The organism is Streptomyces sp. NPDC007896, assembly GCF_042959425.1.
In the GTDB taxonomy this organism is placed as follows: Bacteria; Actinomycetota; Actinomycetes; order Streptomycetales; family Streptomycetaceae; genus Streptomyces.
The window spans coordinates 261,349-280,351 of the sequence record NZ_JBIBKX010000006.1; the positions used below are offsets into that span (position 1 = coordinate 261,349).

Below are 19,003 nucleotides of genomic sequence, written 5' to 3' on the forward strand. Positions count from 1 at the left end.
CGCGCGTCCTCGCCCAGCCCACGTGGACTGCACGGGAACACGGCCTGTTGAGCGGCATCGACCGACAGCAAACCGATCCTGACCTGGAACTTTGTGTCTTTCGAAGCTGTCAGGGCCTTTCTCGCCCACTCAGCGAAAAATCCCCGGAAAGTCCCCGGGACAGAGCTGAAAGTCCCTGAAAAGTCCCTGGGAAGTCCCTGCGCCGATCTGTTCGACCAACTTGTCGGCGGAGGCGTTCTTGCGGCGCGGCAGGCGGCTGATCCCGACCTTGCGGCCGTGACGTTCGTCCCAGCCCGGCCGGAGCAGGGGGACGATGAAGCCGGGGCTGGTCCGGGCGATCTCCTCCAGGGCCGCGCGCAGTCCCTCACCCAGACTCTCGATCCGGTTCAACCGCCGCACGCAGAGGATGACATGGGTGGATCGCCCAGAGTGTCCTTGAGGAGCACCCTCACCGGTTTGCTGAGGACCGCCTCCGCGAGGCGGGCCTCCACCGGTTCGGCTACGGGCATGGACGGGGTGGTCTGGGCGGCTGGGTGGAATGGTGCGCGGTGTACTGGGGCTGTTCCGTCTCGGTCATGAGGTGCTCCGGGGTGGGCGCGGGAAAACGTGGGAGAGCCCGAGGGCCGGGCCGAAGGCGAGGCAGGTTCACCGGATCCCTGGCCGACAGCAGATCGAGGCTGAGTGGTCAGCGGTAGATGACGACGAAGGAGGCCAGGAGCAGCGTGGCCGCGGCGGACAGCCCCAGGATCCTGTAGGGCCGCCATGCCGTCAGTGCCACGGAGGCGGCCCATACCGCTCCCACTACGACGGCCGACCACGTGCCGACTGTGCTCAGCGCGGCATTGAGCGGGAACGGTGCCAGCAGGAGCGTCGGCGGGATGACCGTCAGCCCGGGGCGGATACCCAGGAGCCTGTACGCCACGATCAGCCCGACGAGTGCGATGGCGAACGAGGCGAGGAACGAGAGGACCGGCCACGGCGTCAGGCACACACTGGTCTCATCGGCGCACACGCGGGCGTCGTAGGCGTACGCCTCCTGCACAAGATGGATCGACACGTAGGTGAGAGCGGCACCGGTTGCGGCCGCGCCCGGGATGCGTACGGCCAGAGCCCCACCGGATGGCGCCGCAGGTTCGTCGTGCCGCTGTATCGAAGTAGCGTCCATGACAAGACTCTCTCTGGTCGTGACGGCCGGGGCCTGAGTACGCGTACTCAGGCCCCGGCCTGGGGAAGGGCCTGGGACTTGGTTCCTTCCGGACCTCGTTGCTTCCCTACGACAGGTACTGCTGCAGCCCTCCGGATTACCGCACACCGCCTTGTTGAGGAACTTGTTGCGCGGGTCGGCGAACACCACGTTGATCCCGTCCTGGGACTTGGCGTCCGACCCGGCGCCATCCATCTCCTGGTCCAGCATGTCCGCGACAGAGTTCAGCGTGGGACTACCCGCTGATGAGAATGTTGCAGGTGCGGGCGTCCCACGCGACGTCCTCGTCCCCTGTACCGTCCAGGGTCGAGTTCGACAGGGATACCGTCGGTCCCCGCGTTGAGGAGCACCCGCTGCTTGCAGATCGCGGCGGTCGGTTCCCGCCTGGGTGCTGATGAACAGTCAGGTGGCGTGCAGGCCACCTCGTAGCGCGGCCGTCCGGCCCGCGCACCGCATCGCGCGTGGCGCGTACCGCGGCGCGTTCGCGATCCACTGCCCGATCGCCGCGTACGAACGCGCCCGGCCGGGACGGCGGACTCGGTGCGGACGACGCCGTGCGGGGCCACGATCCGCCGGATCATCACGAGCACTCTGTTCTGCCGCATGGCCTTCGCGGTCCGGTTCGGCGCGACAACACCGAGCAGTCGGCACAGCATGGAAAGAGGCGGGATCCTCGGCCGCATGTCGGCGGAAGTGAGGAACCATGAAGATGCGTACACCATCTGCACGGTGCCCACGCCTGCCCGATCACGGCTCGGGAGCACCATGAGTGGCGATGAAGAACGGCTGCTGGCCGGCCGGTATCTCCTCGTCGAGCAGCTCGGACGCGGCGGGATGGGCACCGTGTGGCGGGCGCAGGATCAGGTGCTCGGCCGTGAGGTGGCGGTGAAGGAGCTGAGGGTCAGCGGCCTGCCGCGCGAAGAGCTCGCGGTGCTGCACGCCCGCATGCAGCAGGAGGCACGGGCCGCGGCGCGGGTCAAACACCCGGGGGTCGTCACCGTATTCGATGTGCTGGAAGAGGACGGTCGACCGTGGATCGTGATGGAGCTGATCGACGGCCAATCACTCGCCGACGTCATTGCCATGGAGGGGACACTTCTGCCACGAGACGCGGCCAAACTCGGAGCGCAGTTACTGTCGGCGCTGGACCGGGCGCACCAGCTGGGGGTCCTCCACCGGGACGTCAAACCCTCCAACGTGCTGCTTGAGCGCGGCGGCCGGGTGGTGCTCACCGATTTCGGCATCGCCGTCATGGGGGGCTCCAGCGGCCTGACCCGCACCGGCGACGTCGTCGGTTCGCCGGACTACCTCGCCCCGGAGCGTGCCACGGGCCACCGGCCGGGCCCGGAGTCCGATCTGTGGTCACTCGGCGTGACGCTGTACGCCGCGGTGGAGGGGCAGTCACCGTTCCGCCGCACCACGACGATGAGCACCTTGCAGGCGGTGGTCGCCGAGGAGCTTCCGGAACCCCGACACGCGGGCCCTCTCGCCCCTGTCATAGAAGCGCTGCTTCATAAGGACCCAAACGAGCGGGCCACAGCTGAGCAGGCCCGACGGATGCTGGACGATGTGGCGGCCGGGCTACCGGTGAGCCCACCCGCGCGCGGGGCAGCGGAGCATCCGCCCACGCAGGTGGCGCTGCCGACGGACAACGCCGACAAGGAGCGCTTCGCCCGGGAACCGACCCAGACGACGCCGGCCACGCCGGTGCCGTCATACGGGTTGGGCAACCGAGCCGAGCCCGGCCCGGCGGCATACGACGAGAATCGGGCGGCCACCCCGCCGACCACACGGGTGCCCTCCGCCGACCACAACGACCATCCGGGCGGCGCGGGCGACGGCCGGCGCAGGCATCGCAAGTCGCTGCTGATCGCCGCCGCACTAGCGGTGGCACTGGTGGGCGGCGGCGCCGCAGCCGTAGTGATGACCAGCGACTCCCGAGACACCACGCAGCCCGCGCCCGCTGTCTCGCAGAGCACGGTCACCTCGCGAAGCACCGTCACCTCGCAGAGCACCGTCACCCGGACGGCTACACAAAGCCCTCGCAGCAAGGCCGGTGAGACCCCGGCGCCGGCACAATCCAGCCCTGCATCGACATCAGCCCCACCGACCACCACCACCGCACCCGCCCAGCAGGTCGTCGAGAACTACTTCGCTGCCATCAACGCCAGGGACTACGCGCGCGCGTGGAACCTCGGGGGGAAGAACCTGGGCGGGTCCTACGATTCCTACGTCAAGGGCTTCTCCACCACCGTCTCCGATACGGTCACCGTGGAGGCCGTCTCCGGGGAGACCGTGGCCATGCACCTGGACGCGCTGCAGACGGACGGAACGCATCAGTCTTTCGCCGGCACGTACACCGTTCGCCATGGCACCATCGTCGCGGCCAACATCCACAAGCAATGATGCGCCGCCGTGTGCACCACAGAAGGCCGGCACCCAGGCGTCAGCGTGCTTCCTGATCACTGACCGAGCATGCCACCAACACCGTTGCGTCTACCGCCGTGGCCCTTTCGTACCGTCACCTGATTACGTACGGTGAAACTCAGGCGTACGCGGGCCCGGCACCCCTTTCGGTGCCGGGCCCGCGCCATTCACACGCCGTGTGCGCGCCGGGCTCGCATATGCCCCTCGCACACGCTCCCCACGCGTCCACCAGGCGAGTTGACTTTCCGTGCGCATCCAAGGGATGTGACGACTACGGAAAGGAGCGGACCTGTGACCGCCGACCCGGAGCATCCCGTGGTCCATGGAGAACTCGCAGAGTTACGCCGTCGCCTCGACGTGGCATACGCACGCGTCGAGGGAGGGCATGCCCTGCTCAGTCACCGCGCCGAACAGACCGCCAAGGAGCTCGACGACCTGAGCGCACGGGTCGTCGCCCTGGAACACACCCGCTGGCCACTGCCCGCGATCGCGGCCCTCACGGCCGTGGGCGCACTCGCCGTGGCGGTCTGGCAGGCTCTCGGGCGCTAGCCGACTAGCGTTCAGGACGCCGTGGGGGGATGGATCGGGGCAACGCGTCCTGCCCGAGCCTGAGGTGATGCAGGAGGAGTAGCGCGGCAGCCATATTGGCGGCCGGGACCTCGCCGCGGGCGACCATGTCGGGGACGAGCTTGAGGGGAACCCATTCCCGACGGTCGGACTCGAAGTCGTCCACGGGGTGTCCGATGTACGCGCCTTCGTCGGCCCAGAAGATGTGGTGCCGGGCGTCGGTGAGCCCGTTGGAGGGCTCGACGCTCATCAGATGGCGCAGGGGTCCCGGTCGCCAGCCGGTCTCCTCCTCGAGTTCGCGGGCCGCCGCGACGGCGATGTCCTCGCCGTCCTCGACGACGCCCGCCGCGAGTTCCCAGCCCCAGCTGTCGGTGATGAAGCGGTGCCGCCACAGGAGCAGCACCTCATTGGCCTCGTTCACCACCGTGGCCACGGCCACGGGACGCAGCCGTATCACGAAGTGATCGAGGTGCCGACCGTCCGGCAGCTCGACATCTGCGAGATTGACGCTGAACCAGCGGTTTGCGTACACAGTTTGTTCGTTCTGTTTCGTCCACTGCACGGTTCTGCCACCTTCCGCCGAGTAGATGGCAATATCGCAGCAGGAGCGTCCTGACAGCAGGCGCACAGCAGCGCACAGTGCACGGTGCGGCGGCGGGACTCGGTGGTCTACAGCGGTACGCGCAGTGCTCCGTCGATGAGTTCGGCGGCCTCGGCCGTGCCCGCACAGCCGCTGCGCACCAGGTGTTCGCGTACCGCGCGCAGTCTGTCGCGCAGCCGCTGGGACTCCATTCCCCGGGCCTGCTCGGCCATTTGGACGGCGGTGGCCACCGCCTTGTCGGCGTTCCCCTGCCGCAGCTCGATCTGACTGAGCATCGCAAGACGGTGCACGCGCCCCCGGTCGTGCGCCGGAGTGTCCACTGCCGCCTCGGCGTGCGCCGCGGCGGCCACCAGGTCACCGAGGCTCAGCAGTGCCTCCGCCACCTGTACGTTGACCAGACCGGGTTGGACATAGCCGGTCTCGTCCGGTTCGTAACCGCGCCGGATGCGCTCGGCGGCCTGTTCGGCACGCCGGATGCAGGACAGCGCGCTGCTGCCGTCGCCGAGGTGTGCGTACGCCTTCGCCTGCATGGCGTAGAGGTCCGAGGCGAGCGCCGGGGTGATGTGCCGCCCGGCGGCGCGCAGCGCGGCCTCCGCGAAGGCGACGGCCTGCCGGTGCTCGCGCATGAACAGCGACTGGTTGACCAGCAGGGCTATGACGTACGCCCCAAGGCCCCGGTCCCCGCTGGCCTTCGCCAGCCGCAGCGCCTGGTGGAAGTAGCGCTGGGCGAGCCCGTGCGCGTCGGAGTCGTAGGCGCAGATCCCCGCTATGGCGACCAGGCCGCCGGTCGCACGGTGGAGTTGGCGGCCGGTGGCGTCGGGGTAACTGCCGCGCAGCAGGGGCGCGGTCTCCGCGTTGAGGAATCCGACGATCCGGCTGCGGGTCGCCACCCCGCCCGCCTTGCGGTACATCTGCTCGTAGTGGGCGCGGGCCGCGCGCAGCATCTCGATGTCGGCCATGCTCACGTGGTGGCGGCCGCCGCGTGAGACGTCCACGTCCTCGGGCGGGTTCTCCCACTCCCACACGGGCATCACGGCGGGCGTTCCGGTGACGGCCGGGGCGCCGAGGAGATGCGGGCGTTGCTGTTCGTCCGAGCGCCACAGGGCGGTGGCGCGCTCCACGAAACCGGAGAGCGAGGTGCCGTGCGGGGCGGACGGCTCGCCGGGCACGCCGAGGCCGATGTCGTCGAGGGTGACGGGCCGGTGCAGGCGCCCCGCGAGCACTTCGCAGATCAGGTCGGGCACCTGGCCGCGCGGACGCTGGCCCTTCAACCACCGTGCCACGGCCGTGTGTTCGTATCTGAGCGCGAGGCCGCGTGCCCTCCCCGCCTGGTTGACATGCGCGGCGAGTCCGGCGTGCGAGATGCCGGCCTCGTCGAGTATCGCGTCGAGCAGAGTGTTGGGCTGCATTCGGGCCCCCGGATGGCTCGGTGGCGACAGTGCGGTCAGAGTAATCCGTCCCTTGCCCTTGTGGGTCCCCCTTCACACGGGGTGTGAACCGAATGCTCGTATCCGTACGGTGTGCACGCTGTCGCGCAGAGTTCCCGGCCTGTTGACTGAAATGCCTCGCAAGAGGCCGGCCGGGCCGCCGGCTCCCCCTCGTACAGTGCGGCGGCCCGGCTCCCCCGGTTGCGCGGGGTCACTGAGAGAGCTGTGCCTACCCGATGCGGCGGGCCACGGTGCAGCCCGGCTGTGTCGGGACGACTCGGCTGCGGTCGTTGCGGAGGATCAGTACGGCCACGTCGTCCGCCGGTCTGCCACCGGTGTGGCGCAGCAGGCGGGTGAAGACGGCTCTGAGCACCGCCTGCGGGGAGACGGGCTGGGTACGGACGGCCTCGGCGAGCGTGGCGGGCAGCGGGAAGAAGCAGCCTCGCTGGTCGCGGGCGTCCTCCACTCCGTCGGTGTGCAGGAACAGGGCCTCGCCGGGGAGGAGCCGGCCGCACCGGGTGGCCGCCAGTTCGGCGGGGAGTGGGAACGGGCCGAGCGGGGGCAGCGGTTCGGCTCCCGTGAGTGGTTCCACGCGGCCGGTGCCGAGCCGGTACGGCGACGGGTGACCGCAGTTGAGGGCGTACACCTCGCCGTCGCGGCGGATCTCCAGAAGCAGTACGGTGACGAACTCCTCGGCGACCGGGCTGTCGGGTTCCGGGCCCGCCGAGGGGTGTTCGGCGCGCGCCCGCTCGCCCAGGTGCCGGGCCAGTGCGCGCTCCAGCCGCCGCAGCACACAGGCGAGTTCGGGTTCGTCGTGCACGGCCTCGCGGAAGCTGCCGAGGACGGCGGCGACGGTTCCGATGGCGCCGAGGCCGTGTCCGCGCACGTCGCCCATGACGACCCGTACACCGTGCTCGGTGGCGATCACCTCGTACAGGTCACCGCCGATGCTTGCGCCGTGGTCGGCGGAGAGCTGGGCCGCGGCGATGTTGAGACCGTCGATGCGCGGAGGCAGCGGTCGCAGCAGCACGCTCTGGGCGGCGCCCGCGACCTTGCGGATCTGCCGCAGCTCGCGCAGCAGCGCCCGTCTGACGTGGAGGATCAGCCCGGTGCCGACGGCGAAGAAGACGGCGCTGGTGACGATCCGCGCCTCCAGCCCGTCCCGCTGGGCGAGCGGGCAGGTCATTTTGTACGTGATGGCGATCGCGCCCCAGGCGGTGGGCAGCCCCAGGCTCAGTACCCGCCGCAGGGTCCGCCCCTCGGCCCGGCGCACCGTTCGGTCGAGACCGTCCGGCGGCCCGCCGCCGTGGACCGTCCGGGCCAGTCGCACTCGGGGTCCGCCCCGGCGCACCGCCCGGACGAGCCCGGCCCGCAGACCGCACCCCCGGTGTCGCGCCCGGAGGCCCGCCCGGGCCGGCCCCCGCGAATTCGTCCGGGACGTCGCCCTGCGGGGAGCCCCAGCCTTGATACGGATCATGCCGATTGGCCCCCCAATAGGCCCTGACAGCGCAGACGACCTCCAAGAGGCCGGTCCGATTCTGTCGACCGCATGCCCCGATCGGGCCAGATCGCCCCGACTTGCCACCCGAATGAGTGACACAGCTTCGGACAACCGCATTTATGCAGGTGGGCCAGGGGAAGCGCGCCCCAAAGGGGCGCGGGGAACTGCGCGCCCAGCCACGACATACGCGCGGCCGAAGGACAACCCGCAGTTCCCCGGCACTGCCAACGGAGCTAGCTCCGCAACACCGCCCCCGTGCGCTCAGCGGCGAGCGCCACGGCCACGTCACGCGCCGCGGAGGCCTCGTCGACGGTCAGCGTGCGGTCGTCGGCACGGAACCGCAGCGCGTAGGCCAGGGACTTCTTGCCCTCGCCGAGCTGCTCACTGTTCTCGTAGACGTCGAACAGCCGGATGGACTCCAGGAGTTCACCCGCGCCCTCGCGCAGCGCCGCCTCGACGTCCACGTGCGGGACGGTCTTGTCGACGACCAGAGCCACGTCCTGGGTGGCGACCGGGAAGGTGGAGATCTTCGGGCCCTTGGGGAGGCCCGCGCTCGCCTGCTCCAGCGCGTCCAGGTCGAGCTCCATCGCACAGGTGCGCGCGGGCAGACCCAGGGTCTTCAGGACACCGGGGTGCAGCTCACCGGCGTACCCGATGACCTTCTCCTGGCCGTCGACGACGACGGCCAGTTCGGCGCAGCGACCCGGGTGCCACGGCCCGTACTGCCCGGAACGGACGAGGAGTTCGGTCCCCGCCTCGCGGGCGAGCGAGCGCGCGGCCTCGATCGCGTCGGCCCAGTCGGCCGGGCGGCCCTTGCCCCACCAGCCGGCCTGCTCGCGGGCGCCCGCGAGGACGACGGCGGCGTGCCGGGGCTGGACGGGGAGCGCGGCCGTGAGGGACGCGATCTCCTCGTCGGTGGGACGGCGGTCGACGGGCAGACGGCCCGCGACGCGCAGTTCGTCCTGCGGCTGGAAGACGAGGCCGGTCTCGAAGAGCGCCAGGTCGTGGCTGCCGCGGCCGTCGTTGCGGCGCAGGGCGTGGAGCAGGCCCGGCAGCAGCGTCGTACGGAGCGCGGGCTCCTCGTCGGAGAGCGGGTTGACCAGCTTGACGACCTTGCGCTTCGGGTCGTCGGCGGCCAGGCCGAGCTGGTCGAAGACGTGCTCGCCGATGAACGGGTAGTTCAGTGCCTCGACGTATCCGGCGCCGGCCAGCGCGCGGCCGATCCGGCGGTGCAGCCGCTGCCGGCCGGTCAGGCCCAGGCCCGCGGGGGGCTTCGGCAGGGTCGAGGGCAGGTTCTCGTAGCCCTCGAGCCGGATGACCTCTTCGGCCAGGTCGTTCGGGTCCGTCAGGTCGGGCCGCCAGGACGGCACGGTGACGATCAGCTCGTCCTGCCCGTAGACGTCGCAGCCGACCTGCTGGAGGCGGCGGACGACGGTCTCACGGCCGTAGTCGACACCGGCCACCTTGTCCGGGTGGTTCGCCGGGATGGTGATGCTGTGCGGCGCGGAGGGCGCGATGGCCTCGGTGACCCCGGCGTCGGCGGTGCCGCCGGCGAGGAGGACGAGGAGGTCGACCGTGCGCTGGGCTGCGGCGGAGGCGGCCTGCGGGTCCACGCCGCGCTCGAAGCGCTTGGACGCCTCGGAGGCCAGCTTGTGACGGCGGGCGGTGCGGGCGATGGAGAGCGCGTCGAAGTGCGCGGCCTCGATGACGACCTCGGTGGTGGTGCCCTCGGTGTCGTCGATCTCCGTGTTCGCGCCGCCCATGACGCCCGCGAGGCCGATGGGGCCGCGGTCGTCGGTGATGACCAGGTCCTCGGCGTCCAGCGTGCGCGTGACGCCGTCGAGGGTGGTGAGCTTCTCGCCCTGCTCGGCCCGGCGCACACCGATCGCGCCCTGGACGCGGGTGCGGTCGTACGCGTGCAGGGGCTGGCCGAGCTCCAGCATCACGTAGTTGGTGATGTCGACGGCGAGGGAGATCGGGCGCATGCCCGCCTTCTGGAGCCGGCGGCGCAGCCAGATCGGAGAGAGGGTCTCGGGGTCGAGGCCCGTCACCGTCCGCGCGGTGAAGCGGTCGCAGCCCATCGGGTCGGAGATCTTCACCGGGTAGCCGAACGCGTTCGGGGCCGGTACGTCGAGCAGCGCGGGGTCCATCAGCGGCAGGCCGTAGGCGATGGCGGCCTCGCGGGCCACGCCGCGCATCGACAGGGCGTAGCCGCGGTCGGGCGTGACGGCGATGTCGAGGACCTCGTCGACGAGCTGGAGCAGCTCGATCGCGTCGGTGCCGACCTCGACCTCCGGCGGCAGGACGATGATGCCCCCGCTGCCGTCGTCGCCCATGCCCAGCTCGTCGCCGGAGCAGATCATGCCGTGCGAGGTCTTGCCGTACGTCTCGCGTGCGGCGATCGCGAAGTTGCCGGGCAGCACGGCACCGGGCAGGACCACGACGACCTTGTCGCCGACGGCGAAGTTGCGGGCGCCGCAGACGATCTCCTGGAGCTCACCGGTGCCGTTGGCGGTGCCGACGTCGACGAGGCAGAAGCGGATGGGCTTCTTGAAGCCCTCCAGCTCCTCGATGGACTGCACCTGGCCGACGACCAGGGGACCCTTGAGGTCGGCGCCGAGCTGCTCGACGGTCTCGACCTCGAGGCCTGCCGAAATGAGCTTGGCCTGGACGTCGCGGCCGGTCTCCGTCGCCGGCAGGTCGACGTACTCCCGCAGCCAAGAAAGCGGGACCCGCATCAGATCTCCATCCCGAACGGCCGGGTGAACCGGACGTCACCCTCGACCATGTCTCGCATGTCTTCGACGTTGTGGCGGAACATCAGCATCCGCTCGATGCCGAACCCGAAGGCGAATCCGCTGTACTTCTCCGGGTCCACGCCGCAGGCGACCAGAACCCGCGGGTTGACCATGCCGCAGCCGCCGAGCTCGATCCAGCCCTCGGAGGAGCAGGTCCGGCAGGGGCGGTCGGGGTTGCCGACGGACTCGCCCTTGCAGACGTAGCAGAGCATGTCCATCTCGGCGGACGGCTCGGTGAAGGGGAAGTAGTTCGGGCGCAGCCGGGTCTTCATGTCGGCGCCGAAGAGCGACTGGACCATGTGGTCGAGGGTGCCCTTGAGGTCGGCCATGGTCAGGCCCTCGTCGACGGCGAGGAGCTCGATCTGGTGGAAGACCGGGGTGTGCGTGGCGTCCAGCTCGTCCGTGCGGAACACCCGGCCGGGACAGACGACGTAGACCGGCGGCTCGCGGTCCAGCATGGCGCGGGCCTGCACGGGCGAGGTGTGGGTGCGCAGCACGACACCGGACTCGCCGTGGTCGCCCGTCGGGCCCTCGACGAAGAAGGTGTCCTGCATCTGCCGGGCCGGATGGTCGGGCGTGAAGTTCAGGGCGTCGAAGTTGAACCACTCCGCCTCGACCTCGGGGCCCTCGGCGATCTCGTATCCCATGGACACGAAGACGTCGGCGACGCGCTCCATCATGGTGGTCAGCGGGTGGCGGGCGCCGGCCGGGACGCGGTCGTACGGCAGTGTGACGTCCACCGCCTCCTCGACCAGCACCCGGGCGTCACGCTCGGCCTCCAGCTCGGCCTGGCGGGCGCCGAGGGCCTTGTTCACCGCGCCTCGCGCCTGACCGACCAGCTTGCCCGCGGCGGCCTTGGCGTGCGGGGGCAGGGCTCCGATCTCGCGGTTGGCGAGGGCCAGCGGCGAGGTGCCGCCGGTGTGGGCGACCTTGGCCTCCTGGAGCGCGTCGAGGTCACCGGCGGCGGCGAAGGCGGCGAGCGCCTCGTCCCGCATGCGCTCGATCTCTTCCGGTTTCAAGGCCTCGACCTCTACAGGGTCGTACGACTTATTCGGTGCCGACATCTCTTCCCGTGCTTCCGGTTGGCTGGCGGATGGTCCCCGTCCCGACTCGGGGGACGCATGGTCCCTGAAACGGGGACGCAAAGGTGCCAAAGGCCGAGTCTAACGGGGTGGGAGCCGACCTCGGACGCGCAGTCCAAGGGGTGGCTCCGGTACGTGTGCGCCCGTGGGGCCTCTTCGGCGTTACAGCAGGTACGCCGGGGTGCCCACGGGCAACGTAAATCGGAACTCGGCACCGCCGCCGGGGGCGCGGCCGACCGTGATGGTGCCGCCGTGGGCCTCGACGATGCCCTTGACGATATACAGCCCGAGGCCCGTGCCGCCGCGCTTGCTGCCCCGCCAGAAGCGGGTGAAGACGCGGTTCATGGACTCCTCCGGGATACCGGTGCCCTCGTCGCTCACGGTGACCGACGTGGCCGCGTTCTCGCCGTCCTCGCGCTCACGCGGGGACGCCGAGGGCGTGACGTCAATAGTGACGGTTCCCTCGCCGTGCCGCACCGCGTTTTCGAGCAGGTTGCTCAGCACCTGGTCGATCTTGTCCGGGTCGGCCCACAGAGGCGGCAGCGGCTGTTCGATGCGCAGCAGGAAGCGGTCGGCGGGCTGGCCCGAGGTGACGTACGCCTGGATGTGGCGGCCGACGGCGGCACCGATGTCGACGGGCTGGCGGCGTACTTCCAGTCGGCCGGAGTCGATGCGGGAGATGTCGAGCAGCTCGGCGATGAGCCGGGTGACCCGGTTGGCGTCGGCGTCGACGGTCTCCAGCATGAGTTTCTTCTGGTCGTCGGTGAAGCGTTCCCACTTGGCGAGGAGAGTGGCGGTGAAGCCCTTGACCGAGGTGAGCGGGGAGCGCAGCTCGTGGGCGACCGTGGCGATCAGCTCGGCGTGACTGCGCTCGGTGCGGCGGCGGGCCTCGGTGTCGCGCAGCGAGACGACGACGCGGAGGACGGGCCCGGTGGGCGCGGTGCGTACGTATCGCGCGGAGACGAGCACCTCCCGTCCCCCGGGGAGCAGCAGATTCCGCTCGGGCTGCCCGACGCGGATCGCGAGGCCGCCGTACGGGTCGGTCAGCTGCCACCAGCGACGGCCTTCGAGGTCCTCCAGGGGAAGGGCCGACTCCAGGTGGTGTCCGAGGGCGGCGGCGGCGGGGACGGCGGTGATGCGGGCGGCGGCGGCGTTGAAGCAGATGACCCGGCCGTTCTCGTCGGCGATGACGAGTCCGTCGGGCAGGTCGTCGGGGTCGATACCGAGTTCGCCCCCCGGTTCCGACCCGAGACCGGCGCGCGGAGGCGCGGGTGTGTCGCGCACGTCCCGTGCGCGCAGTGCGCTCTTCGCACCGCTCGTGCCGACACCCATCCCCGTATCCCACCTCTCGTCTGGCGCAGTGGGCCCCCGAGCCCGTCACCCTACTAGCTGTCGGTGACGGAGCGGCACCCTCCGGAGGCGCGCTGTGCACGGGCGGACGCGTAGAGACATACGGCGGCGGCCGTCGCGAGGTTCAGACTCTCGGCCTTTCCGTGGATCGGTACGCGCACGACGGCATCCGCCAGCGCGCGCGTCTCCTCCGGGAGCCCCCAGGCCTCGTTGCCGAACACCCAGGCGGTGGGGCCGCCCATGGTCCCCTTGTCGAGCTCGTCGTCGAGGTCGTCCTCGCCCGCGCCGTCGGCGGCGAGGATCCGTACGCCGGCGTCCTTGAGGCCCTGTACGGCTGCCTCCACGGGCACCCCGACGGCCACTGGCAGGTGAAAGAGGGAACCGACCGAGGCCCGTACGGCCTTGGGGTTGTACAGGTCGACGGACGCGTCGGTGAGTACGACGGCCTCGGCGCCGGCGGCGTCGGCGCACCGCAGCACCGTGCCGGCGTTCCCGGGGTCGCGGACGTGCGCGAGTACGGCGACGAGCCTGGGCCGGGCCGCGAGGATGTCCTCGAACGGGGTGTCGAGGAACCGGCAGATGCCGACGAGGCCCTGCGGAGTGACGGTGGTCGAGATGTCGGCGATCACCTCCTCGTCGGCGAGGTGCACCCGTGCTCCGACGGCCCGGGCGTCCCCGACGATGTCGGCGTAGCGCTCCGCGGCCTCGACGGTCGCGAACAGCTCGACGAGCGTGGCCGCCCCGTCGACACGATGCGCCGTCGCCTCGCGCACGGCCTGCGGGCCCTCGGCGAGGAACAGCCGCTCCTTGCCCCGGAAGTTCCGCCGGGCGAGTCGCCGCGCGGCGGCTACGCGCGGCGAGCGCGGGGAGATCAGCTCGGGGGCGGCGGGCATGAGGTCACCTCAGGGGTTTGCGGAGGGTCGGCTTGGGGTGGGTCGGGGCCGGGTCCCCTCGGGGAGGACGACGAGAGCGGGGTCTGTGTGTCCATGCCGACCGCGGCCGGGGCCGGGTCCGGGGTGTCGGGGACCGGCCCCGCGAGCCGCCGGCAGCCACCGGCCGGTGACCGCGATCCCGGCGGCCTCGGACGCCCGGTCCGGCAGAGCTACGACGAGGCGGTGCCGGACTCTCGGTCCGACTGAGCTCCGACGGAGGACGCCGACCCGGCCCACCGCGTCCACCAGGACGAAGCCCCGCCGTCGGGCCCGGGCCCGACGGATTGGGTGTCCCGCCGGAGGCCGGGCATCCGCCGAGACGGAACCCCACCACCAGCCCCGGAACCAACCGGCTGGATGCTCCCGCCCGAGGCCGCGTCCGCCAGGACACAACCCCACCGGCAGACCCGGAACCAACCAGCTGGACGTCCCCGCCGAAGGCCGCGTCCGCCAGGACACAACCCGCCGCCAGACCCGGAACCGACCGGCTGGACGTCCCCGCCGGCGGCCGCGTCCGCCGGGACGCAACCCCGCCGCCGGGCCCGGAGCCGACCGGCTGGGTGTCCCCCGTCGGAGGGCTTCGGCGTTGCGCGTGGGCTTTGTCTGCCCGGTGGGGGCACCGGATACGGCACGTCATGCGTGGCGTTCGGTGCCGATCCGGGGCGGGGATTCCGCCGCAGCCGACGTGCTGTACGGCGCCGCAGGCGTTTCTCCCGCCGCGGCGGCGCTCAGCCGCGAGGGCGGAGTCCGATGGTGCCGAACCGAGATCGCCGACGCGCGGCTTCCCTCGATCGGCCGGCGGAGCCCAAACGCACCGGGACCCGCAAGCCGTCAGGCAAGCGGGTCCACAGCGACGTACGGCTCAGGCGAGCGCGAGCGTCACGCGGCCTTCGGCGCGTTGACGTCCGACGGCAGCGCCTTCTGCGCGACCTCGACGAGCGCGGCGAACGCACCGGCGTCGTTCACGGCCAGCTCGGCCAGGATCTTGCGGTCGACCTCGATGTTCGCGGCCTTCAGACCCTGGATGAAGCGGTTGTACGTGATGCCGTTGGCCCGGGCAGCGGCGTTGATGCGCTGGATCCACAGCTGACGGAAGTCGCCCTTGCGCTTCTTGCGGTCGTTGTAGTTGTAGACCAGCGAGTGGGTGACCTGCTCCTTGGCCTTGCGGTACAGGCGCGAACGCTGACCGCGGTAGCCGGAGGCCGCCTCGAGGATCGCCCGGCGCTTCTTGTGGGCGTTGACTGCCCGCTTGACGCGTGCCACTTTTTAACTCCTTGTAGCGGGGCCGTGGTTGTCTTCACACGGCCCGAAATCGATTGGGTCCCGGTCAGAGATCAGGCGCGCGGTGCGCGCCCGACGTCACTTGCCGAGAAGCTTCTTGATCTTCTTGGCGTCGCCCGGGGCCATCTCGGCGTTGCCGGTGAGGCGGCGCGTCAGGCGCGACGACTTGTGCTCGAGCAGGTGGCGCTTGCCGGCGCGCTCACGGAGCACCTTGCCGGAGCCGGTGACCTTGAAGCGCTTGCTGGCACCGCTGTGCGACTTGTTCTTCGGCATAGCGCCGTTCTCTCCTCGTCAGTGGCGTTCCGATGCCCGGTCGTTAAACCGGGCACGGTGGAACGTCATGTATGTATCGATTGACATCCCTGGACTCATGTCCCGGGGATTCCAGGGACTGTCGTCCCGGACTCCCCGGAGCCTTCACCCTGGGATCAGGCCTCGGCGGAAGCCTCGGCCGGGGCCTCGGCGGTCTCGGCCTCAGTGGTCTCGCCCTCGGCGATCTCACCCTCGGCGAGCTCACCGTCGGCGGCATTCTGCGAGCGACCGGGGTTGGCCTTCGCTTCTGCCTTACGAGCCGCCTGGGCCTCACGGGCCTCGGCCATCGCCTCGGTCTTCTTCTTGTGCGGACCGAGAACCATGATCATGTTTCGGCCGTCCTGCTTCGGGTTCGACTCGATGAACCCGAGGTCCTCGACGTCCGAAGCGAGACGCTGCAGCAGTCGGTAGCCGAGCTCCGGCCGGGACTGCTCGCGACCGCGGAACATGATCGTGATCTTGACCTTGTCGCCCTGCTTGAGGAACCGGACGACGTGACCCTTTTTGGTGTCATAGTCGTGCGGGTCGATCTTCGGCCGGAGCTTCATTTCCTTGATGACCGTGTGCGCCTGGTTCTTGCGCGCCTCACGGGCCTTCATGGCCGACTCGTACTTGAACTTCCCGTAGTCCATGAGCTTGCAGACCGGCGGACGGGCGCTCGCCGCTACCTCGACCAGGTCGAGGTCGTACTCCTGCGCAAGCTCCAGCGCCTTGGCAAGCGGAACAATCCCGACCTGCTCGCCGCTGGGACCGACAAGTCGCACCTCGGGAACGCGAATCCGGTCGTTAATGCGGGGCTCGGTGCTGATGGATCCTCCTCGGTAGCACCACACGGCGGTCTGGCGGACAGCCGCGTATGTCTCTGATGACATTGGACCAACCACCGCGGGGCATGAAAAATGCCCCGGACGGTACACAGGCGGGGCTCCAAGGAATACCGGAGCACCGCCGCGGTGAACCGCGGGGCGCACATTCGGGCGACTCCACCGTCCGTACGGAACGGTGGTGGCCGCCTGACCGGGTGACCCGCCATCCCTGAGGACGGTCGGGTGGGAGATCGGAGCCTCCACTTGTGGGCCGAGCACGCTGACATACATATGGGCGCGTCCGGCCGGTCGTTACACAAGGTTAGCAGCTCCCCCGGGCCCGCGCTAACCGAGCGCCTCCGCGCTCCCGCGGACGGGTGCCGGTGTGCCGGGGCCTATCGTGTGGGACATGAGTGACACCCCTCCCCAGAACCCCGACTTCGACAGCATGACCCGCGACATCGCCGAGGTCCCCGCGGTCGAGGTCCTCGTGACGGTCGCCGTCAACCTGATGAGCGCCGCCGCCGTGAAGCTCGGTCTGACCGAGGAGGGCGACAAGTACAAGGACCTCGACGAGGCGCGCAAGCTGATCCACGCGCTGGCCGGACTGCTCGACGCGAGCGCGACCGAGATCAGTTCCTTCCACGCGTCCCCGCTGCGCGACGGCCTGAAGTCGCTGCAGCTGGCGTTCCGCGAGGCGTCGATCGTCCCGGACGAGCCGGGCCAGGGCCCGGGCGAGAAGTACACGGGCCCGATCTACGGCTAGGACCTGATCCGCCGGAGAGGCTCTGGTTCCTCTCCCGCTTCTACTGACGTACGTACAAGGGCTCGCCCGGTGGCGTCGTCCCGGCCGGCAGCAGTGCCAGGTCGAGACCGCGCACCAGGCGGGCCCTGAGTGTTTCGTCGGCGGCGAGCCGCCCGGCGAGCGCGCGGGCTGCTTCGGCCGGGGCCGCGGCCGGGTCCAGTACCAGCGCGAGGGTGCCGTCGGCCTGGCCGGGGCCCAGGTGGGCGCGGAGTACGGCCGGCTCGGCGGCCACGGCGGCGCGTACCGCCTCGACCACGGCGGGATCGGCGAGCGGGTCCGCCGTCGTACGCCCCTCGGCGAGGGCGAGCAGCGCCGAGCCGGTCAGCTCGTACGGCACCGGACCGGCCAGGTCGAGGACGACCGTGTCGGCCTTCTCGTGCGCGGCCGCCTGCAGGGCCTGGTGCAGGGGTACGGCGACGGGGCGGGCCGCCGGGTCCCAGCGGGCCAGCGACTCGGTGGAGGTGAAGGCGGGCAGGGCGGTGCGGTGGCCGGCCTTCAGGGTGGGCACCGCCATGTCGCTGGTCTTCTCGTGACGCAGCCCGTTCTCGTCCTCCTCGACCTCGCCGAGGACGGCCACGACGGGCACGAGGAGCCGGGCACCCTTGAGCGCCTCCAGGACCGGCCCCACGGCGGTGCGGTCCTCGGCCCAGGCCGCGAGTGCCGCGCTCAGCCGGGGATCGGCGGAGCCGTCGTCGTCGGGGAAGCCGGAGTCGGGAATGTTCTTGTTCGCCACGGTCCCCGACCCTATCGGGGGGATGCTGCTGGGCTTGTGCGGGCCCGGAAACCTGGCGTTGACAGCTTTCACGGGATTCTCAGGTTTCGCTGACACACCTCTAACATGCGTCTAACGCCGGGCACAGGCACCGCCCCGAGCATCGCGGGATGGCCCCTCACAGAGCTCGTCGGCGTCGCACCCGCCGCTCCGGACGCAGGACCCTCGTCTACACCGTGGTGGCTTCCGCCGTCCTGGTGGGCGGTACGGCTGCGGGTGCCGTGTACGTGAAGGCACAGGCGCACGACCGCGGGAGCCTCGTATCCTCCCCCTCGGCATCGCCGGGTACGTCGTCCTCGGCGTCGGCCGCGTCATCCCCCAGCCAGGAGGCATCGGTGGAACCTGTGACAAAGCCCACCGTGGACCGGGACGCCCTGCTCACCAAGGCGATGAAGGCCGTGGACCTGGAGGACGGCGCAGAGGTGTCGGTCGCGGTGTTCGACATCGACGCCGGCGAGGGCGCCGCCTACGGCGAGGGGGCCTTCGACACGGCCAGCATCGTCAAGGTCGACATCCTCGCGACGCTGCTGCTCGAGGCGCAGGACGCGGACCGGCATCTGACGGCGACGGAGAAGACGTACGCCACCGCGATGATCACGAACAGTGACAACGCGTCCGCGTCCGCTCTGTGGGACATCATCGGGCAGGCGGACGGTCTCGACGCCGCGAACAAGCGGTTCGGACTGACCGGCACCTCCGGCGGGGACGGTGCGCTGTGGGGCCTGACCCAGACCACGGCCGCCGACCAGCTCACCCTGCTCCAGCAGGTGTTCGGGGACGACTCCGAGCTCAGCGAGGCCTCGCGCACGTATCTCCAGGGGCTGATGGGCGAGATCGCCGTCGATCAGCACTGGGGGGTGTCGGCGGCGGCCGACGGCACGCAGTGGGCCCTCAAGAACGGGTGGTTGGCGCGGAGTTCGACCGGGCTGTGGGACATCAACAGCATCGGTCGGGTCACTGTCGACGGTGCCGACTACCTGGTGGCGACGCTGTCCAACGGCAACACGACCAAGGCCAAGGGGATCTCGGTGGTGGAGGCGGCGGCGAAGGCGGCGGTGGCCGCGTTCGGCTCCGCGTGAGTTCGGGGACCGTAAAGGTAGTTCGGGGACCGTAAAGGTGCGGGGTGTCCGTTCGACTG

17 protein-coding genes are annotated in these 19,003 nt (G+C 70.6%); 4 read left to right on the forward strand and 13 right to left on the reverse strand.

Translation table 11 applies throughout. From position 1 onward, the window contains the following. Positions 1–129 precede the first annotated feature (129 nt). Both ACFZDJ_RS21385 and ACFZDJ_RS21390 read right to left on the reverse strand, forming a co-directional pair. The gene (locus ACFZDJ_RS21385; protein WP_391060770.1) at positions 130–399 is read right to left on the reverse strand and encodes a hypothetical protein; all 270 of its coding nucleotides are present in this window, start codon (positions 397–399) and stop codon (positions 130–132) included. 286 nt (positions 400–685) lie between these two features. Beyond that, positions 686–1,165 (reverse strand): hypothetical protein, encoded by a 480-nt coding sequence (locus tag ACFZDJ_RS21390; RefSeq protein ID WP_391060772.1) that lies wholly within the window; start codon positions 1,163–1,165, stop codon positions 686–688. A 642-nt stretch (positions 1,166–1,807) separates the two neighbouring features. Between ACFZDJ_RS21390 and ACFZDJ_RS21395 the strand changes: the two genes are divergently transcribed. Continuing rightward, on the forward strand, positions 1,808–3,610 hold the full coding sequence (locus ACFZDJ_RS21395; protein WP_391060774.1) for a protein kinase: 1,803 nt from the start codon (positions 1,808–1,810) through the stop codon (positions 3,608–3,610). Between the two features lie 312 nt (positions 3,611–3,922). Further along, positions 3,923–4,180: a hypothetical protein gene (locus ACFZDJ_RS21400; RefSeq protein ID WP_054236124.1), complete on the forward strand. Its 258-nt coding sequence runs from the start codon at positions 3,923–3,925 to the stop codon at positions 4,178–4,180. A 4-nt stretch (positions 4,181–4,184) separates the two neighbouring features. Here the strand turns inward: ACFZDJ_RS21400 and ACFZDJ_RS21405 are convergent, their stop codons facing one another. The 10 genes from ACFZDJ_RS21405 to infC all read right to left on the reverse strand — a co-directional run bounded on the left by ACFZDJ_RS21405 (position 4,185) and on the right by infC (position 16,315). Continuing rightward, entirely contained in the window at positions 4,185–4,760 is a 576-nt protein-coding gene (locus ACFZDJ_RS21405) for an NUDIX domain-containing protein (protein ID WP_390934138.1), read from the reverse strand. Between the two features lie 107 nt (positions 4,761–4,867). Then, positions 4,868–6,208: a transcriptional regulator gene (locus ACFZDJ_RS21410; RefSeq protein WP_099923597.1), complete on the reverse strand. Its 1,341-nt coding sequence runs from the start codon at positions 6,206–6,208 to the stop codon at positions 4,868–4,870. A gap of 247 nt (positions 6,209–6,455) precedes the next feature. Beyond that, positions 6,456–7,412: a SpoIIE family protein phosphatase gene (locus tag ACFZDJ_RS21415; RefSeq protein ID WP_391060974.1), complete on the reverse strand. Its 957-nt coding sequence runs from the start codon at positions 7,410–7,412 to the stop codon at positions 6,456–6,458. A 548-nt stretch (positions 7,413–7,960) separates the two neighbouring features. Further along, entirely contained in the window at positions 7,961–10,465 is a 2,505-nt protein-coding gene (gene pheT, locus ACFZDJ_RS21420) for a phenylalanine--tRNA ligase subunit beta (RefSeq protein WP_390934136.1), read from the reverse strand. Continuing rightward, positions 10,465–11,589, reverse strand: coding sequence for a phenylalanine--tRNA ligase subunit alpha (pheS, locus tag ACFZDJ_RS21425; RefSeq protein ID WP_095855645.1), 1,125 nt, complete (start codon positions 11,587–11,589; stop codon positions 10,465–10,467). The genes pheT and pheS overlap by 1 nt, the downstream gene beginning before the upstream one ends. Positions 11,590–11,769: 180 nt before the next feature. Then, positions 11,770–12,939 (reverse strand): ATP-binding protein, encoded by a 1,170-nt coding sequence (locus ACFZDJ_RS21430; RefSeq protein ID WP_391060778.1) that lies wholly within the window; start codon positions 12,937–12,939, stop codon positions 11,770–11,772. Between the two features lie 53 nt (positions 12,940–12,992). Then, complete coding sequence (locus ACFZDJ_RS21435; RefSeq protein ID WP_390934134.1) at positions 12,993–13,850, reverse strand: TrmH family RNA methyltransferase; 858 nt, start codon at positions 13,848–13,850, stop codon at positions 12,993–12,995. 918 nt (positions 13,851–14,768) lie between these two features. Then, entirely contained in the window at positions 14,769–15,152 is a 384-nt protein-coding gene (rplT, locus tag ACFZDJ_RS21440) for a 50S ribosomal protein L20 (protein ID WP_054236131.1), read from the reverse strand. 96 nt (positions 15,153–15,248) lie between these two features. Beyond that, positions 15,249–15,443 carry a 50S ribosomal protein L35 gene (rpmI, locus tag ACFZDJ_RS21445; protein WP_007829094.1) on the reverse strand — a complete coding sequence of 65 codons (195 nt, stop codon included), beginning with the start codon at positions 15,441–15,443 and terminating at the stop codon, positions 15,249–15,251. A 155-nt stretch (positions 15,444–15,598) separates the two neighbouring features. Further along, a complete protein-coding gene (gene infC / locus ACFZDJ_RS21450) occupies positions 15,599–16,315 on the reverse strand; it encodes a translation initiation factor IF-3 (RefSeq protein ID WP_248297675.1) in 717 nt (238 codons plus the stop codon). A gap of 382 nt (positions 16,316–16,697) precedes the next feature. Here infC and ACFZDJ_RS21455 point away from each other — a divergent pair, with 382 nt between their 5' ends. Continuing rightward, positions 16,698–17,054 (forward strand): DUF1844 domain-containing protein, encoded by a 357-nt coding sequence (locus tag ACFZDJ_RS21455; protein ID WP_054236133.1) that lies wholly within the window; start codon positions 16,698–16,700, stop codon positions 17,052–17,054. A gap of 40 nt (positions 17,055–17,094) precedes the next feature. On the opposite strand, the gene ACFZDJ_RS21460 is transcribed toward ACFZDJ_RS21455, so the two are convergent. Next, the gene (locus ACFZDJ_RS21460; RefSeq protein WP_351527482.1) at positions 17,095–17,826 is read right to left on the reverse strand and encodes an SseB family protein; all 732 of its coding nucleotides are present in this window, start codon (positions 17,824–17,826) and stop codon (positions 17,095–17,097) included. A gap of 149 nt (positions 17,827–17,975) precedes the next feature. On the opposite strand from ACFZDJ_RS21460, the gene ACFZDJ_RS21465 reads away from it, so the two are divergent. Then, positions 17,976–18,944, forward strand: coding sequence for a serine hydrolase (locus tag ACFZDJ_RS21465; RefSeq protein WP_391060780.1), 969 nt, complete (start codon positions 17,976–17,978; stop codon positions 18,942–18,944). The last annotated feature ends 59 nt before the right edge of the window (positions 18,945–19,003 follow it).

Bases quoted from the DNA above. Each gene is read 5' to 3' on its own strand.
- ACFZDJ_RS21435 (WP_390934134.1), bottom strand. From the start codon at position 13,850: ATGCCCGCCGCCCCCGAGCTGATCTCCCCGCGCTCGCCGCGCGTAGCC.
- ACFZDJ_RS21430 (WP_391060778.1), bottom strand. From the start codon at position 12,939: ATGGGTGTCGGCACGAGCGGTGCGAAGAGCGCACTGCGCGCACGGGAC.
- ACFZDJ_RS21395 (WP_391060774.1), top strand. From the start codon at position 1,808: ATGGCCTTCGCGGTCCGGTTCGGCGCGACAACACCGAGCAGTCGGCAC.
- ACFZDJ_RS21410 (WP_099923597.1), bottom strand. From the start codon at position 6,208: ATGCAGCCCAACACTCTGCTCGACGCGATACTCGACGAGGCCGGCATC.
- pheS (WP_095855645.1), bottom strand. From the start codon at position 11,589: ATGTCGGCACCGAATAAGTCGTACGACCCTGTAGAGGTCGAGGCCTTG.
- ACFZDJ_RS21465 (WP_391060780.1), top strand. From the start codon at position 17,976: ATGGCCCCTCACAGAGCTCGTCGGCGTCGCACCCGCCGCTCCGGACGC.
- ACFZDJ_RS21390 (WP_391060772.1), bottom strand. From the start codon at position 1,165: ATGGACGCTACTTCGATACAGCGGCACGACGAACCTGCGGCGCCATCC.
- rpmI (WP_007829094.1), bottom strand. From the start codon at position 15,443: ATGCCGAAGAACAAGTCGCACAGCGGTGCCAGCAAGCGCTTCAAGGTC.
- pheT (WP_390934136.1), bottom strand. From the start codon at position 10,465: ATGCGGGTCCCGCTTTCTTGGCTGCGGGAGTACGTCGACCTGCCGGCG.
- ACFZDJ_RS21415 (WP_391060974.1), bottom strand. From the start codon at position 7,412: ATGACCTGCCCGCTCGCCCAGCGGGACGGGCTGGAGGCGCGGATCGTC.
- ACFZDJ_RS21455 (WP_054236133.1), top strand. From the start codon at position 16,698: ATGAGTGACACCCCTCCCCAGAACCCCGACTTCGACAGCATGACCCGC.